16 protein-coding genes are annotated in these 16,470 nt (G+C 70.5%); 10 read left to right on the top strand and 6 right to left on the bottom strand.

Translation table 11 applies throughout. From position 1 onward, the window contains the following. The first annotated feature begins 8 nt into the window (after positions 1 to 8). The 3 genes from ACWICD_RS11160 (at position 9) to ACWICD_RS11150 (ending at position 3,556) form a co-directional block, all read left to right on the top strand. A complete protein-coding gene (locus ACWICD_RS11160; protein ID WP_454140183.1) occupies positions 9 to 959 on the top strand; it encodes an electron transfer flavoprotein subunit alpha/FixB family protein in 951 nt (316 codons plus the stop codon). Between the two features lie 558 nt (positions 960 to 1,517). Beyond that, on the top strand, positions 1,518 to 2,741 hold the full coding sequence (locus ACWICD_RS11155) for a cytochrome b/b6 domain-containing protein (protein ID WP_454140182.1): 1,224 nt from the start codon (positions 1,518 to 1,520) through the stop codon (positions 2,739 to 2,741). After that, entirely contained in the window at positions 2,741 to 3,556 is an 816-nt protein-coding gene (locus ACWICD_RS11150) for an MBL fold metallo-hydrolase (RefSeq protein WP_454140181.1), read from the top strand. Before ACWICD_RS11155 ends, ACWICD_RS11150 begins: the two co-directional genes overlap by 1 nt. A gap of 4 nt (positions 3,557 to 3,560) precedes the next feature. On the opposite strand, the gene cofE is transcribed toward ACWICD_RS11150, so the two are convergent. Together cofE and ACWICD_RS11140 are read right to left on the bottom strand one after the other, a co-directional pair. Further along, positions 3,561 to 4,316: a coenzyme F420-0:L-glutamate ligase gene (cofE, locus tag ACWICD_RS11145; protein WP_454140180.1), complete on the bottom strand. Its 756-nt coding sequence runs from the start codon at positions 4,314 to 4,316 to the stop codon at positions 3,561 to 3,563. Between the two features lie 6 nt (positions 4,317 to 4,322). Beyond that, positions 4,323 to 4,829: a GNAT family N-acetyltransferase gene (locus ACWICD_RS11140; RefSeq protein ID WP_376130426.1), complete on the bottom strand. Its 507-nt coding sequence runs from the start codon at positions 4,827 to 4,829 to the stop codon at positions 4,323 to 4,325. 140 nt (positions 4,830 to 4,969) lie between these two features. On the opposite strand from ACWICD_RS11140, the gene ACWICD_RS11135 reads away from it, so the two are divergent. Then, positions 4,970 to 5,530, top strand: coding sequence for a thioesterase family protein (locus ACWICD_RS11135; RefSeq protein ID WP_376130423.1), 561 nt, complete (start codon positions 4,970 to 4,972; stop codon positions 5,528 to 5,530). A gap of 44 nt (positions 5,531 to 5,574) precedes the next feature. On the opposite strand, the gene ACWICD_RS11130 is transcribed toward ACWICD_RS11135, so the two are convergent. Continuing rightward, positions 5,575 to 6,507 (bottom strand): LysR family transcriptional regulator, encoded by a 933-nt coding sequence (locus ACWICD_RS11130; protein WP_376130420.1) that lies wholly within the window; start codon positions 6,505 to 6,507, stop codon positions 5,575 to 5,577. 154 nt (positions 6,508 to 6,661) lie between these two features. Between ACWICD_RS11130 and ACWICD_RS11125 the strand changes: the two genes are divergently transcribed. Further along, positions 6,662 to 10,354, top strand: coding sequence for a bifunctional proline dehydrogenase/L-glutamate gamma-semialdehyde dehydrogenase (locus tag ACWICD_RS11125; protein WP_376130417.1), 3,693 nt, complete (start codon positions 6,662 to 6,664; stop codon positions 10,352 to 10,354). Positions 10,355 to 10,543: 189 nt separating this feature from the next. Here ACWICD_RS11125 and ACWICD_RS11120 read toward each other — a convergent pair whose 3' ends face one another. Next, positions 10,544 to 11,254 (bottom strand): hypothetical protein, encoded by a 711-nt coding sequence (locus tag ACWICD_RS11120; protein ID WP_376130414.1) that lies wholly within the window; start codon positions 11,252 to 11,254, stop codon positions 10,544 to 10,546. Positions 11,255 to 11,296: 42 nt separating this feature from the next. Next, on the bottom strand, positions 11,297 to 12,142 hold the full coding sequence (locus ACWICD_RS11115) for a PIG-L deacetylase family protein (protein WP_376130411.1): 846 nt from the start codon (positions 12,140 to 12,142) through the stop codon (positions 11,297 to 11,299). 158 nt (positions 12,143 to 12,300) lie between these two features. Between ACWICD_RS11115 and ACWICD_RS11110 the strand changes: the two genes are divergently transcribed. The 5 genes from ACWICD_RS11110 to rocD all read left to right on the top strand — a co-directional run bounded on the left by ACWICD_RS11110 (position 12,301) and on the right by rocD (position 16,200). Further along, the gene (locus ACWICD_RS11110) at positions 12,301 to 12,735 is read left to right on the top strand and encodes a hypothetical protein (protein WP_454140179.1); all 435 of its coding nucleotides are present in this window, start codon (positions 12,301 to 12,303) and stop codon (positions 12,733 to 12,735) included. After that, positions 12,735 to 12,950, top strand: a complete 216-nt coding sequence (locus ACWICD_RS11105) for a helix-turn-helix transcriptional regulator (RefSeq protein ID WP_376130405.1) — start codon at positions 12,735 to 12,737, stop codon at positions 12,948 to 12,950. The genes ACWICD_RS11110 and ACWICD_RS11105 overlap by 1 nt, the downstream gene beginning before the upstream one ends. 1 nt (position 12,951) lies before the next feature. Continuing rightward, entirely contained in the window at positions 12,952 to 13,938 is a 987-nt protein-coding gene (locus tag ACWICD_RS11100; RefSeq protein ID WP_454140178.1) for an NAD(P)-dependent alcohol dehydrogenase, read from the top strand. Positions 13,939 to 14,091: 153 nt separating this feature from the next. Continuing rightward, positions 14,092 to 14,964 (top strand): dimethylargininase, encoded by an 873-nt coding sequence (ddaH, locus tag ACWICD_RS11095; RefSeq protein ID WP_454140177.1) that lies wholly within the window; start codon positions 14,092 to 14,094, stop codon positions 14,962 to 14,964. A gap of 9 nt (positions 14,965 to 14,973) precedes the next feature. Beyond that, the gene (rocD, locus tag ACWICD_RS11090) at positions 14,974 to 16,200 is read left to right on the top strand and encodes an ornithine--oxo-acid transaminase (RefSeq protein ID WP_454140176.1); all 1,227 of its coding nucleotides are present in this window, start codon (positions 14,974 to 14,976) and stop codon (positions 16,198 to 16,200) included. 36 nt (positions 16,201 to 16,236) lie between these two features. Here the strand turns inward: rocD and ACWICD_RS11085 are convergent. Further along, positions 16,237 to 16,470, bottom strand: a 234-nt coding sequence (locus tag ACWICD_RS11085; RefSeq protein ID WP_376130394.1) for a hypothetical protein, incomplete at its 5' end; no start/stop codon positions are given.

The following is a 16,470-nucleotide window of genomic DNA, read 5'->3' as shown; positions in this document are numbered from 1 at the left end:
GAACTGAGATGACGTTTGCTGCGGATTCGATTCTGGTCTTTCTCGACACGATGCCCTCGGGCGAGCTGGCGAAGTCGTCGGCGGGACTGCTCGGTGCGGCATCCGAGGTGGGCACGCCGGTCGCTCTGGTGATCGGTGATGACAAGCTCGCGCAGGATGCTGCCGCGCTCGGGGCGGCAGCGGTGCTCGTGGCATCCGGTGACCGGGTCGACGCGCTCGCGGCGGCTGCCGCTCGTGTGCAGCCCGATGCGGTGCTGCTGTCGCACTCGGTCGAAGGTCGTGAGGCCGCCGCCCGGTTCGGGGCGCGCACCCGCGCCGGCATCGCGGCGGACGCCATCGGCGTCGGCCGTGATGACGAGGGCGTCGTGGCGCGGCATTCGGTGTACGGCGGTGCGTACAACGTGGACTCGACGGCGACGTTCGGTGCCCCCGTGATCACGATCCGCCAGGGTGCCGTGGACACGCGCGCCGAGGCGGTCGCCTCGCCCGTCGTCGAGACGCTCGAGGTTGCGGCATCCGGTCGTGCGTCGGCGACGTTCGGCGAGCTGCAGGAAGCTGTCGTGGCGTCGTCGCGCCCGGAACTGCGCGGTGCGGCCAAGGTCGTCTCGGGTGGTCGGGGTCTGGGCTCGGAAGAGAAGTTCGAGCTCGTCAACGACCTCGCCGATGCGCTCGGCGCTGCCGTGGGAGCATCCCGCGCGGCGGTCGATGCCGGCTACGTGCCGCAGTCGTTCCAGGTGGGTCAGACGGGTGTGTCGGTGGCCCCGCAGCTGTATGTCGCTCTGGGCATCTCGGGTGCGATCCAGCACAAAGCGGGCATGCAGACGGCCAAGACGATCGTCGCGATCAACAAGGACGCGGATGCGCCGATCTTCGAGATCGCGGACTTCGGTGTCGTGGGCGATCTGTTCACGGTCGTGCCGCAGCTGATCGCGGCCCTCGAGGCGAAGAAGAAGGCGTAACCCGTGGCGACTTTCGGGCGCACGATTCGTCGCGGCCTCCCGCGGCGACCCGGCGGAGACCCTTGGCCTCCCGCCGGCGAAGCACCGGTCGAGGTTGCGGCGCCGGCTGCGGCGCCCGAGGCTGAGGCGCCCGAGGCTGAGGCGCCCGCGGCTGAGTTGCCTCATTCTGCTGCTCCGGCTGGTGCCGAAGAGCAGTCTGCGACACATGAACCGCGGCCAGCGGATGCTGCGGCGCTGACTCCGACGGCAGGTGCAGCGCCCACCGTGCGCCGCGGACTGCCGCGCGTGGCCGGCGGCGAGCCCTGGCCGCCCGCATCCTTCGCCCCCGCCGGAACTGCCGCCCCGGCTGCGACAGCCCCGGCGCACGCCGCTCCTCCTGCGAGTGCGGATGCCGCAGCCCCGGCCCCGGCCCCGGCCCCGGCCCCGACGAGCCAACCGGCGACAGCGGCAGCGACCGCTCCGACCGCGGCCGGTCCGACCGCAGCGACTCCGGCTGCGGTAGCGACCCCGGCGGCAGCCGGCGGCACATCGCACGCCGTGCGGCGCGGATTGCCGCGCGTGGCCGGCGGCGAGCCGTGGCCTCCCGCGGACTACACCGCCGTCACCTCGGTGGAAGCGCCGGCGGTGCCCGCGCCCGAAACCACCGCACCCGAAACCACCGCGCCCGAAACCACCGCGGCGGCGACCGAGGCGCAGACTCCCGCGCCGGTTCCCGCCGGCGAGGTCGCGGTCGCGGCATCCGTTCGCGACACCTCCACGCCGCTGCCGTTCACGCGCACGGTGTGGCAGGGTGCGGCGGGGCGGGAGTTCGAGCGGCAGCGCCGCTCGGGCGTCGTCGCGACCGCGCCCGAACCCGAGCGCATCGGCCCGTTCACGCGCGGTCAGTGGGTCGGTGCGGTGCTCGTCGCCGGTGCGGGCCTGCTGTTCGCCGCGGCGATGGCCGTCGTCGCGGTGCGGTGGCTGCTGTCGCTGGAGCCGCTGCAGGACTTCCTCACGACCTATCCGGGCGAATACCACCTGCCCGAGGGTGCGCCCGTCGGTTTCCCGGCGTGGCTGGGGTGGCAGCACTTCTTCAACGTGTTCCTCATCGTGCTGATCATCCGATCGGGGCTTCGGGTGCGCACCGAGAAGCGGCCCACCGCGTTCTGGTCACCGCGTACGAACAGCAAGCGCAAGATCAGTCTGACCCTCTGGTTCCACCAGTCGCTGGACATCCTGTGGGTGCTCAACGGTGCGATCTTCATCGTGCTGCTGTTCGTGACGGGGCAGTGGATGCGGATCATCCCGACCAGCTGGGACGTTTTCCCCAACGCGCTCTCGGCCATCCTGCAGTACATCTCGCTGGACTGGCCGACCGAGAACGGGTGGGTCAACTACAACAGCGTGCAGCAGCTGGCGTACTTCACGACCGTGTTCCTCGCCGCACCGCTGGCGATCATCACCGGCGTGCGGATGTCGGGCATCTGGCCCAAGGACGCCAAGACCCTCAACCGCCTCTACCCCGTCGAGTGGGCGCGCGCGGTGCACTTCCCGGTGATGCTCTACTTCGTCGTGTTCATCGCGATCCACGTGTTCCTCGTGTTCGCGACCGGGGCGCTGCGCAACCTCAACCACATGTATGCCGCGCAGGGCTCGACCGACCCGAGCGTCTACGCCGAGAACTGGGCCGGGTTCTGGTTCTTCGTCGCCTCGATGGTCGTCATCGCGGTCGCCTGGGTCGCCGCACGCCCGCTCGTGCTCGCCCCGATCGCCCGTATCTTCGGCAAGGTCAGCTCGCGCTGATGGCCGCCGACGCGTTGCCGGTCATGACGCGGACGAGCGCGCTCACGACCCGGGTCCTCGCGCCCAACGCGGGGCCGATGACCCTCGACGGGACGAACACGTATGTGCTGCGCGCCCCCGGGGCCACCGGCGCCGTCGTGGTCGACCCGGGTCCGCTCGACGACGACCACCTCGCGAGGATCACGGCAGAGGGCCCGGTCGAGCTCATCCTGCTCACCCACCACCACATCGACCACGTCGAGGCCGCTCCCGAGCTCGCGCGCCGGACGGGTGCCCCCGTGCGCGCGTGGGATGCGTCCCTGTGCGCGGATGCCGCCCCTCTGCAGCCCGGCGAGCAGCTCGAGGCCGCCGGCATCCGGATCGACGTGATGCACACGCCCGGCCACACCGCGGACTCGGTGTGCCTGCGGCTGCCCGATGACGCGACGCTCGACGGCGCGGCGACCGCATCGGTGCTGACGGGGGACACGATCCTCGGGCGAGGCACGACGATCATCGCGCCGCCCGACGGATCGCTCGGCGCCTACCTGGCGTCGCTGGAAACCCTGCAGCGCACGGGCGCCGACACCCTCGCGCTCCCCGCGCACGGCCCTGTCCTGCCTGACCTCGCGGCCATCGCCCGTCGCTACCTGGCGCACCGGCGCCTGCGCCTGGAAGAGGTGCAGGCGGCACTGGCAGACCTCGGGATCCCCGCTTCGACGGACGACGACACGGTCTCGGCCGTCACCGACCGGGTCTATCCGCAGATCGCCCCCGATGTGCGCTTCGCCGCCGAGGCCTCGACCTTCGCGCAGCTCGCCTACCTCGCCGGCTGAGACCTCAGACGGATGCCGCGCCCGCGGCGAACCCTTCGGCATAGGCCTCGTCGGCGCCGAGGCGGAACATGTCGCGCTCGAGCGGGCGCACGATCGAGCGCGCACCCGGAAGATCGAGCGGACCCACGAGGTCGGCGCGACCGCGCACGACGGCGACGGGAAGCCGTGACGCCTTGCCCTTGACGAGGTCGGTCGCCGCGGCGAGTTCGTCGGCGACGCACGGCTGCGTGACGACGAGCTCGCGGCCCTCGGCGTCGGTCTGCCCGCGCAGATCCTCGAAGACGTGCACGCCGGCGGCACCGATCGCGGCATCGGTCTGCCCTTCGCGCCATGCGCGACCGAGCGTGTCGGTGATGATGACCCCGACGCGGGCGCCGAGTCGGGTGCGCAGACCCTCGGCGAGGACTCGCGCCGAGGCATCCGGATCGACCGGCAGCAGCAGCACGGTGCCTTCGGGAGTGTTCGACGCGTCCACGCCGGCGGCTGCCGAGACGATGCCGAGGTGGTTCTGCACGATGCGCGTGCGGTGGCCGGACGGCGTCGCACGCGTGGCGACCGTGCGGACGGTCTCTGCCGTGATGGCGTCTTCGCGGTCGTCGGCCGGGATGATGCGTCCTTCGGCCTTGGAGACGATCTTCGACGTCACAACGACGATGTCACCGTCGGCGAGCGTGTCGCCCGCGGCATCCTCGATCACTGTGACGAGGTCCGTGCCTGACGTGATCTCGGGAATGCCCGCGAGGGCCCAGACCTGCAGCACCGTGGGTCAGCGGACGAACCGCACCTCGGTGAGCGTCTCACCGAGGAACGGCTCGGTGTGCGCCGCGCCGTCGAGGGCGAAGCCGTTGCGCGCGTAGAACCGGTGCGCCCGCGGGTTGTCTTCGGCGACCCATAGGTACAGCGGCTCGTCCTTCGCGATGACGGAGTCGAAGAGCTTCTGGCCGATGCCGGTGCTGTGGAAAGCGCTCAGCAGGTAGATGAAGTAGAGCTCGCGGAACGCGGGGGCGTCCTTGTCGCGGGCGGGCCCGGAACCGGCGAAGCCCACGATCTCACCGTCGACGAGCGCGGCGGTCATCGTGAACTCGGGGCCCTGTGCGGCCCAGTGCGTCCACAGTTCCGCCATCCGTCGGGGCGAGATCTTCTCGAGGTTCGCCTTGCTGATGAGGTGGTCGTAAGTCTCGTGCCAGCACGTGGCGTGGACGCGACCGAGTGCTTCGGCGTCGACGTCGCGAACCGGACGGACAACGACGTCTGTCTGGATTTCGGCTTCCATGGCCAGACTCTACGCTGGCCGCGCGAGGACGCGAAATCGGCTGTCGCCGGGGATGATGCCACGCCGATGTCCGGGTGCGGACTGTGGGAAACCTGCAACCGAATCGGCTGATCGGGGGCCGATGGCTACCATCGCTCTTCGTGAATGTGATGTGGCGCACCCTGCTGACGATCTGGCGCGCGAAGCGGCACGTGCGCCGGCACGGTCTGACCGATCCGCGCGCCGTCGGCCGAGTCCGTGTGCGGACGCTGCCCACCGACCTGGATCTGCTCGGGCACATGAACAACGGCCGGTACCCGTCGCTGTTCGACCTCGGCCGGTTCGACCTGCTCGTGCGCACCGGCATGTGGGACCTGCTGCGCGAGAAGCGCTGGTACGCCGTCGTGGCGAGCTCGACGATCACGTTCCGCAAGTCCCTCGAGCTGTGGCAGCGGTTCACGGTCGAATCACGCCTGCTCGGCCACGACGAGAAGTCGACGTACCTCGTGCATCGGGCCGTCGTCGACGGTGAGATCTACGCCGAGATGATCGTGCGCGCGCGGTTCCTGCGCCGCGGTGGCGGGATCGTGCCGCTCGAGGAGCTATTCCAGGCGCTGCACAAGCCCGACGACCTGCCCGGCCTCGAACCGTGGGTCACCGATTGGGCGGCGGCGTCGGTGCTGCCCTCGACGAAGGCACCCGCCCCGAGCATCTGGCGCTGATCGGGTCCGACGCGTGCCGGAGGCCGACGCAGGCGGTGCGGGCCTTAGGCGTCGCCCGGCTGCGTCGGCGTGAACGGCTGGTCCGCCGTGCGCGCCGCGGTCTCGATGTACGCGTCGCGCAGCGCACGGCGCACGGCACGGATGTGCGGATGCGCCGTCGACGAGGAGCGCAACGACGTGAACACCTCGCGCGTGGGCGCCCCGGGGAGGTCGACGAGCTTCACGGGCGAGGCGGGCTCGGCCCACAGCAGGTCGGGCAGCACGCCGACGGCGTACCCGGCCGTGATGAGCCGCACGTGCGACACGAGGTCGGGCAGCTCGAAGCGCACTTCGGGCTCGAATCCCATGGCGCGGCACTGCTGCACGGCCCACTGCCGCGCGGCCGTGCCGGTGGGCTCCATGACCCACACGCGATCGCGGAGGTCCGCCAGCGAGGTCGCGGGGTCATCGGGCGGAAGCGCGATGCGCACGGGGTCGATGCCGAGGACATCGCGCTCGAGCCCGGACCGGTGCTCGCGCGTGTGCCCGGGGTACTGCTCGGCCACGACGAGGTCGAAGCCACGGGCCTCGAGCTCGAACAGCCCCTCTTCGGGCGGCACCTGGGCCATGTCGATCCGCAGCGCCGGCTCGCGCTCGGCGACGATCCGCAAGAGCGTCGGGGCGAGCGAGAGGGCGGCGGTCTGCATGATCGCGATGCGCACGGGCGCGATGCCCGGCTCGATCGTCTCGAGCTCGGCGCGGATCTGCTCCTCGAGATCGAGCGCCCGTGCGGCGTGCGCGGCGAGGGCTCTGCCCTGCTCGGTCAGGCGCACGCGGCGCCCCTCCGGAACGATGAGACGCACCCCCGCGTCGCGCTCCAGGAGCGCGAGCTGCTGAGAGATCGTCGACGGGCTGTACGACAACGCTTCGGCCACGGCCGCCAGCGTTCCGCGCAGCGATAACTCATGCAGCATCCGCAAGCGTCGAAGCTCGAACATGGCCCCCACCATTCGTGGCACTTCTAGAACGGTATTGATTATAGATGGCCACTTTTCCCAACGGGTCGGATGCCGCAAAGTTGAGGGGTTGATGCCCGTGTACCGGGCGTGGTACCCCCTGCCCTCCGGGAGTTGAAAGATAGTGAGCACCGACGTGACGATCGATATCGCGGCTGAGTCCATCGCCCTTGCCCAGCGATGGGTGGAGGAAGCCGCTCAAGCGGATGTCGATCCGGCTGCGGAGCGCCTGGCGGGGGTGCTCAAGGACCCGAACGGACTGCCGTTCACCCTCGGCTTCGTCGACGGCGTCATGCGCCCCGAGAGCCTGACGGCCGCGGCGACGAACCTGAAGCGCGTCGCTCCGCTCGTGCCGGGCTTCCTGCCCTGGTACCTGCGCTCGGCCGTGCAGCTCGGCGGCGCCGTGGCGCCGGTCCTGCCGTCGCCCGTCGTGCCGATCGCGCGGCGCGTGCTGCGCGAGATGGTCGGGCACCTCATCATCGACGCGCGCCCCGAGAAGCTCGGCCCCGCGATCGCGAAGATCCGCGAGTCCGGCGCGCGCCTGAACATCAACCTGCTCGGCGAGGCCGTGCTCGGCGAAACCGAGGCGCTGCGCCGCCTCGAGGGCATCCACGAGCTCATCCGCCGCCCCGACGTCGACTACGTGTCGGTCAAGGTGTCGGCGATCGTGAGCCACATCTCGATGTGGGCGTTCGATGACGTCGTCGACCTGGTCGTCGAGCGCCTCATGCCGCTGTACTTCACGGCCGCCTCCAACGGCACGTTCATCAACCTCGACATGGAGGAGTACCGCGACCTGCACCTGACGATCGCGGTCTACAAGCGGATCCTCGAGCACGCCGAGCTCACCTCGCTCGAGACCGGCATCGTGCTGCAGGCCTACCTGCCCGATGCCGCGCCGGCGCTGCGCGACCTCACCCAGTGGGCGCAGCAGCGGGTCGCCGCCGGTGGCGCGCCGATCAAGGTGCGTCTGGTCAAGGGCGCGAACCTCGCCATGGAGCACGTCGATGCGGCCGTGCACGGCTGGTCGCTCGCGACCTACAACACCAAGGTCGACTCCGACGCCAACTACATCCGCTGCCTCGACGAGGCGCTGCACCCCGAGAACACCGCCGCCGTGCGGATCGGCGTCGCCGGCCACAACCTCTTCGACATCGCGTACGCGTGGCTGCTCGCCGGCCAGCGCGGCGTGCGGGACGGCATCGACTTCGAGATGCTGCTCGGCATGGCCCAGGGCCAGGTCCAGGCCGTGACGCGCGACGTCGGGCCCGTCCTGCTCTATGTCCCGGTCGTGCGCCCCGACGAGTTCGACGTCGCGATCAGCTACCTCGTGCGCCGCCTGGAAGAGGGCGCATCCCAGGAGAACTTCCTCTCGGCGGCGTTCGACCTCGCCGACGACGCGACGATGTTCCAGCGCGAGCAGGACCGCTTCACGGCCTCGCTCGCCCGCGCCGTCGACCCGACCCTGGCGATCGGTCCCAACCGCACGCAGAATCGCACGCTCGAGTCGGCCGCCGGCCTCACTCGTGCGGGCGCGCGGGCACTGCGCCGCGAGAACGCCGCCGAAGAGGAAGGCCTCACGCAGGCCGTGCTCGGCATCGCACGCACCGCCGCGCCCGAGCCCGCCGACACGGCGCCGATCGAGCCCACCGCCGAATCGCAGATGTTCGCCGGTGACGCCTACGTCGAGACCGCCGTCTACGCGTCGCGCGAATCGGGCCAGCCCTCCGCCGGCGCCCCGGGCTTCGACAACGCCCCCGACAGCGACCCGGCCCTCGAGGTCAACCGCGACTGGGCGAACGACATCCTCGGCCGCGTCGAGCAGTCGGACGCCGGCGTCGAGACCATCCAGGCCGCGCGCGTCGACGACGCCGACGTGCTCGAGAAGATCGTCACCGATGCCCGCGACGCCGCCGCGGCGTGGGGCGCCAAGCCCGCCGCCGAGCGTGCCGCCGTGCTGCAGGCCGCCGCGCGCGAGCTCGAGGCCCGCCGTGGCGACCTGATCGAGGTCGCGGCATCCGAGACCGGCAAGGTCTTCGCCGAGGGCGACGTCGAGGTGAGCGAGGCGGTCGACTTCGCCAACTACTACGCCGCGACGGCGCGCGAGCTCGACAGCGTCAGCGGCGCCGTGTTCGTGCCCGAACGACTCACCGTCGTCACGCCCCCGTGGAACTTCCCCGTCGCCATCCCGGCCGGTGGCGTGCTCGCCGCCCTCGCGGCCGGTTCGGCCGTCGTGTTCAAGCCCGCGCCCCAGGCGCGCCGCTGCGCGGCCGTCGTCACCGAGGCGCTGTGGAAGGCGGGCGTGCCCCGCGAAGTGCTCGCGCTCGTCGACATCGACGAAGGTGACCTCGGTCGCCGTCTGCTGTCGCACCCCGACGTCGACCGCGTCATCCTCACGGGTGCGTGGGAGACGGCGGCGCTGTTCCGCTCGTGGCGCCCCGAACTGCCGCTCCTGGCCGAGACCAGTGGCAAGAACGCCATGATCATCATGCCGTCGGCCGACCTCGACCTCGCGGCGGGCGACCTCGTCAAGAGCGCGTTCGGCCACGCGGGCCAGAAGTGCTCGGCCGCGTCGCTCGCGATCCTCGTGGGTCCCGTCGCGCGCTCCAAGCGCTTCGCCCGTCAGGTCGTCGACGCGACCCGGTCGCTGCGCGTGGGCGTGCCCACCGACCCGATGAGCGAGATGGGTCCCGTCGTCGAGGCGCCGCACGGCAAGCTGCAGTGGGCGCTGACGACGCTCGACGAGGGTGAGCAGTGGCTCGTCAAGCCCGAGCGCATCACGGTCGAGGGTGCGGATGCCGCCAAGTACGAGGGCCGCTTCTGGACCCCCGGCGTGCGCACGGGCGTGCGCGCCGGTTCGCGGTTCCACCGCGAGGAGTTCTTCGGCCCCGTCATGGGCATCATGCACGCGAGTTCGCTCAGCGAAGCCATCGAGATGCAGAACGCCGTCGCGTACGGACTGACGGCGGGCCTGTATACGCAGAACCCCGAAGACCTCGCGACGTGGCTCGATCGCGTCGAGGCGGGAAACCTGTACGTCAACCGCGGCATCACCGGCGCCATCGTGCAGCGCCAGCCGTTCGGCGGCTGGAAGCGCTCCTCGGTCGGCGCCGGCACGAAGGCCGGTGGCCCGAACTATCTGATCGGCCTCGGCTCGTGGCGTGCGTCGGCGGGTGCGTCGACGTCGGCGACCCTGCACCTGCGCGGGCTCGACACACGCATCACCTCGGTCATCGAGGCGGCTCAGCCGTCGCTCGGCTACGAGGAGTTCGAGTGGCTGCGCCGCGGCGCGCTGTCGGACGCCATCGCGTGGGACCGCGAGTTCGGCCAGGTCAAGGACGTCTCGCGCCTCGGCGTCGAGCGCAACCTGTTCCGCTACCGTCCGGCGCCGGGCGTCACGGTCCGCGCCACGGGGGATGCCACGTGGCAGGCGCTGCTGCGCGTCGTCGTCGCGGGCATCCGCGCCGGCGCCCCGTTCACGGTCTCCACGCCCGTGGGTCTGCCCCCGGCCGTGCGCCGCGTCCTGTCGGACGTGGGCGTCACGGTGTGGGTCGAGTCCGACGCGGAGTGGACCGCGCGCATCGCCGCGTCGCTCAAGGGCGCGGAGCCCGTCGAGCGCGTGCGTCTCGTCGGCTCGCCCGAGGCCATCGCCGAGGTGCGTCACGCCGTCGCCGAGGCGACGGGCGGCAACCCCGATGTCGCGGTCTACCACGACGAGGTCACGACGGCCGGACGCCTCGAGCTGCTGCCGTTCCTGCGCGAGCAGTCGATCACCATCACGGCGCACCGGTTCGGCAACCCCGACCCGTGGTCGGAAGACGTCATCTGACGCATCTGACCGCGTGCGCGGCATCCGGGAAGAGAAAGAAGTTATCTTTCTGGACGCCGCGCACGGCAGCGGTCACGATGGGTGGAGGGGGACGACTGCGCCGCCGGACTCGGGTTTCGTGCGGCTCGTCCGAAGTGGGGTCAGCGACCCCGGCCGTCCGCGTGATCGCGCATCGGCCGGGGTCCGCTCTCAGTCCTCGTCGACCGGCACCGTGAAGGCGGAGACCAGGCCCAGGATCGAGATGCCGAAGAGCGTCCACTCGCCCGGAGGGGCCTCGGCGCCCTCGGGGATGTCGTAGTTCGGATGGTCCAGGCCCTCGGCCGCACGCACGGCGAAGCCCTCGCCCAGCGCTGCCATCGCCTCGGCGAAGTCGAGGATCGTGAACGGCGTCCGCAGACGTCGTCCGAAGCGGCGCAGAAGCTCGGCGTAGAACACGGCGAACGACTCGACGGACTCGCGATGACGCTCGGCGCTCGCTTCGCGCAGCTCGGGCCAGGACCCCGCCGCCGTGCGCAGCGCGAGCGCCGTGATGAAGGCATGCGAATCGCGTGATCCCGGCTCGAGGTGGAACCTCGACGCGTAGGTGACGTGGTCCAGGGCCGCGGCGCGCACGACGTCGTCCATCGTCCCGTCGTCGGCGAGCACGTCGCGGATCGCGCTCGACGCGCTCGCGACGGGTCCCGCGAATCTCAGCCGGACCATCTCGACCGCGAGTTCGCGGTGGAATTCGTCCTGATCGGCCCAGATACGATAGGCGGCGCCGGACGTGAGCTCGACCGAGCGCAGCACCTCTTGCAGGCGGATGTGCTGCACACCCGCCGTCGCGCCACGCTCCAGCAGCAGGTGAAGAGCGGCGTCCAGAATGAGGCGGCGGGTGTCCTCGGCGGATCGGCGAGCCATGCTGATCAGGATCTCAGTCCGCGAGCCCGGGTGTCGATCCGCTCATCGGATCGGATCCTCGTGAAGGTCGCGCACGTGGTAGAACTCCTGGTCCCACAGCAGGTAGACCAGCCACGCGGGCAGATAGTAGGCCGACTGCAGGTAGTCCGCCTGGGACGCGTGGATCGCCCAGCCCTCGTGCTTCTTTCCGACCTCGGCCGACATGGCGAACTCGGGGTCCGGCTGGTTCGCGACGACCAGGGCGCCCTGCTCGCCGCCGAACAGCGACAGCGCCGTGGTGGGGCTGATCGTGTAGACGAGCTGATCGGGTCCCCGGTAGGGGCCGTCTTCATCGGCGAGCTGCGCGATGGCGAGCTCGGTGGCCCGGCCCATCTGCATGTGGTCCTTGTGGCCGGTCGCGCCGCTGGCCGGCCAGAAGCCGACGACGACGTCGGGCTTCACGCGCTTCATGGTCGTCACGAGCCGGTCGACGAGCTCCTGCTCCGATACCCCGGGCACTCCTCCGTCAGGGTAGTCCCACACCTCGTGCTCGTCGACGCCGAGGTTGAAGCTGTTCTTGAGCGCCTCTGCGGTGCGCACGATGCCGAGGTCATCCTGCCGTGCGACGACGGGCACCTGGTGCCCGGCCTCGCCGGCGGTCGCGGTGACCATCGCGGTGTACGCGCCGTCGCGGTCCTTCGCCCGCCAGAACAGGCCGTTGACGGTCTGCTCGTCATCCGGATGCGCGAAGACGCCCAGCACGCGTTCGCCGCCGATCTCGCCGATCACCGAGTCGACGCCTTTCGCCGTGGGCATGTGGAAGAGGCTGCGCCCGGCCCAGTAGCCGCCGACGAGGGCGACGACGAGCACGGCGGCGACGACGATGAGCGCGATCCAGCGCTTGCGCATGAGAACTCCGGTGTTCGGGCAGCCGTCGGCTGTGACGGTCGAAGAATCCTAAACCGAAAGCCGACGGCGAACCGCTGTGTCAATTTTTCTTGACATCACCGCACGGGCGGTCGTACGCTCACCCTGTCAAACATTCTTTACACGTCGAGGGATGCACCATGGTCTACGAAGAGCGCAATGCCTGGGCGGGACTCATCGTCACGGTCGTCACGATGACCGCCTACGTCATCATCGTGCTGCAGCAGGCGGGCGGGGGTGCACTGACCGATGTCGAGTGGTGGCCCATCATGCTCTGGACGATCGGCGGCGGCATCGTCGGCACGATCGTGCTGAGCATCCTGTGGGGTCTGCTCGCGGGCCTGCGGGGTCCCGACGGCGTCGGCCGGTCCGACGTGCGCGATCGGGACATCGCGCGCATGGGTTCGCGCGTCGGTCAGTCGTTCCTCGTCATCGCGGGACTCGGCGTCATCGTCCTGTGCGCTCTCGAGGCAGACCGGTTCTGGATCGCGAACGCGATGTTCTTCGGCTTCGCCCTGTCCGCCTTCGTCGGCGGCGTCGCGAGCGTCATCGCCTACCGCCGCGGACTTCTCTGATGGTGAAGCCGACGAAGGTCACGAACGTCATCCGCGTCCTGCGGGAACGGGCCGGGATGACGCAGGCCGAGCTCGCCGGACGCATCGGAGTCACCCGCCAGACGCTCATCGCGATCGAACAGGGTCGCTATTCGCCGACGCTCGAGCTCGCGTTCCAGCTCTCGCGCGTCTTCGGCCTCGGCATCGACGATGTCTTCCAGTACCCGGAGGGGTGACATGAGCGCGACGATGACGGCGTGGGTGCAGCGTCGATACGGCTCGGCGGATGTCGTCGCCCGTGCGGACGTCGATGTTCCCGAGCCGGGGCGGGGCGACGTGCTCGTGGACGTCGTCGCGACGGCGCTGAACGCCGGCGACGTGCACATCATGCGGGGGGAGCCCCTGCTCGTCCGGCCCTTCTTCGGGCTGCGGGCGCCGCGCGTCGCGGTGCGCGGTATGGACGTCGCCGGCCGCGTCGTCACCGTCGGAGAGGGAGTGACGCGGTTCGCGCCGGGCGATCGCGTCGTCGGCGAGCTGCCGGGAGGCGGGCTCGCCGAGTCCGCCGTCGCGCCGGCGGACCGGCTCGTGCCCGTGCCCGACGACGTATCGATGACGGATGCCGCGACGCTGCCGGTTGCGGGAGGCACCGCGTGGCAGGCGCTCGAACACGCGGGCGTCGGGCGCGGTGACCGCGTCCTCGTGATCGGTGCGTCCGGCGGAGTGGGCACCTTCGCGGTGCAGCTCGCCGTCGCGCGCGGGGCCGAAGTGTGGGCGCTGTGCGGAGCGCGCAGTCGCGCTCTCGTCTCGTCGATCGGCGCCGCACGCACCTTCGACTACCGAGTCGTGCAGCCGGGAGGGCCTGAGCTCGGGCGCGGCTTCGACGCCGTCCTCGACATCGCCGGGACCGCTCCGCTGCGTGCTCTTCAGGACCTCGTGCGCGACGGCGGCTCGGTCGTGCTCGTGTCCGGTGACGGCGGACGCCTGCTCGGTCCGATCGGCCGGATCGCCGCGGCATCCGCTCGTTCGGTCGGTTCCCGGCGATCGCTGCGGCCCCTCACGGCGGTCGCGAAGCCCGACGTGCTGCACACCCTCGTCGGCCTCGTCGGCGCGGGGCGGATCACGCCGGTGGTCGAATGCACGTGGCCGCTGTCGGACGCGCGCAGCGCCCTCGCGCACGTCGAAGCCGGTCGCACGGTCGGCAAGGTCGTCGTGCGCGCGCACTGAGAAGACCGTCCTCGGCTCGGTCCGGAGGGCGTCGCGTGCGAGAATGGATGCGGCGTGCCCGTGTCGCTTCCCCGCCTGCTGCTCCTGGATGAGCGCCGGATCGGGGCCGGCGGGCCCGTGGACAGCGTCCGCCGAACCTTCGCGAGGAGCTTCATGTCTACGCCGAACACCGTCCCCGACGACATCGTGACCACGACCCGCATCCAGCAGCATCGCACGTATCTCATGTGCCGACCCGAGCACTTCACGGTCAGCTACACGATCAATCCCTGGATGGAGCCCACCAGACCCACCGATACGGCGCTCGCCGTGCGGCAGTGGCAGGCGCTCTACGACACCTACGTCTCGCTCGGTCACGATGTGCACCTGATCGATCCCGTGCCGGGGCTTCCCGACATGGTCTACACGGCCAACGGCGGCTTCGTCGTGGGCGGTGTCGCGTACGGCGCGAAGTTCCGCTTCGCCGAGCGGGTGCCCGAGGCGCCCGCGTTCATGGACTGGTTCCGCGCGAACGGCTTCGACGTCGTCGAGCCGCGCGAAGTGAACGAGGGGGAGGGCGACTTCCTGCTCGTGGGGGACACGATCCTCGCCGGGTCGGGCTTCCGTTCGACCGACGACAGTCACCGCGAGCTGTCGGAGCTCTTCGGCAAGGAGGTCGTCTCACTCGGCCTCGTCGACCCGCGCTTCTACCACCTCGACACGGCGCTCGCCGTGCTCGACCCCGTCGAGGGTGAAGGAGGCGTCGAGCGCGCCACCATCGCGTATCTGCCGCACGCGTTCGATGAGCGCTCGCAGCGGGTGCTCGCCGAGCGCTACCCCGATGCGATCCGGGTGTCCGACGAGGACGGCGCCGTCTTCGGGTTGAACTCGGCCAGCGACGGCCGCAACGTCATCATCTCGCCGCGCGCGACGGGTTTCGAAGCGCAGCTGCGCGCCAGGGGATACCACCCCGTGCTCGTGGACCTGTCCGAGCTGCTGCTCGGCGGCGGCGGCATCAAGTGCTGCACGCTCGAACTGCGACGCTGAGGGGGAGCCATGACCACCGAGATCTTCTCGACGGATGCTGCGACAGCGGCCATCATCGCCGCTGAGGCCGAGCACGTCGCACACAACTACGAACCGCTTCCCGTCGTCATCGCGCGCGGCGAGGGCGCGTGGGTCACCGACGTCGAGGGCAAGAGGTACCTCGACCTGCTGTCGGCCTATTCGGCGCTCAACTTCGGGCACGGGCATCCGGCGCTGCTGGCCGCGGCGCGCGAGCAGCTCGAACGGCTGACGCTCACGAGCCGCGCCTACCACAACGACCGGCTCGGGCTCTTCGCCGCGGCGCTGGCCGAACTCGCCGGCAAAGACATGGTGCTGCCCATGAACACGGGCGCCGAAGCCGTCGAGACCGGCATCAAGGTCGCGCGCGCGTGGGGCGAGCGCGTCAAGGGCATCGCGCCGGATGCGGCGGAGATCATCGTCGCGCACGGCAACTTCCACGGCCGCACGACGACGATCGTCGGCTTCAGCGACGACCCCGTGGCGCGCGCCGGGTTCGGGCCGTTCGCCCCCGGGTTCGTGCACGCGCCGTTCGGCGACGCCGCCGCGCTCGAAGCGGCGATCACCCCGAACACGGCGGCCGTGCTGATCGAGCCCATCCAGGGCGAGGCGGGCGTCATCGTGCCGCCCGAGGGCTACCTGCGGCAAGTGCGCGAGATCTGCACCCGGCGCGGCGTGCTGTTCATCGCCGACGAGATCCAGTCGGGGCTCGGCCGCGTCGGCACGACGTTCGCGTGCGACCGCGAACAGGTCGTGCCCGACGTCTATCTGCTCGGCAAGGCGCTGGGTGGCGGCATCCTGCCCCTGTCGGCCGTCGTCGCCGATCGCGACGTGCTGGGGGTCATCCGGCCCGGTGAGCACGGGTCGACCTTCGGCGGCAATCCGCTCGCTGCGGCGATCGGGCTGCGGGTCGTCGAGATGCTGCAGTCGGGCGAGTTCCAATCGCGGGCACTCGCGCTCGGCGAGCACCTCGAGCACAAGCTCACGGCTCTCATCGGCCACGGCGTCACGGCGGTGCGCCGCGCGGGACTGTGGGCGGGAGTGGACATCGACCCCGCCGTCGGCACGGGTCGCGAGATCGCCGAACGGCTGCTCGCGCGGGGTGTGCTCGCGAAAGACACCCACGGACAGACGGTGCGCTTCGCGCCGCCGCTGGTCGTGCGGGCCACCGAGCTCGACTGGGCGGTCGAACAGTTGCGGGTCGGGCTCGGCGCGTGAGCGTCGATTTTGACAGTCACGCAGAAACCCATAGACTCAACAAGTTGCCCGGCGGATCGGCGAGAAGCTGAACGTCCGGAGCAGATCCAGCTTCGTGAAGTCGTCGATGATCGCTGTGCCCGACATCTTGTCGGGAACGCGGATTTGACAGAAGCGAAGCGACACATAAGATAGTGAAGTTGCCCTGCGGGCGGAGCTGAGAGGCCGAGTAGCAGGAGCATCCGATCCTTGAGAACTCAACAGCGTGCACTTGTCAAATGCCAAATTACC

The organism is Microbacterium sp. NPDC055357 (assembly GCF_053644835.1).
Note: the sequence above shows the minus strand (reverse complement) of the source record. Positions and strands in the feature narration are given on the sequence as shown.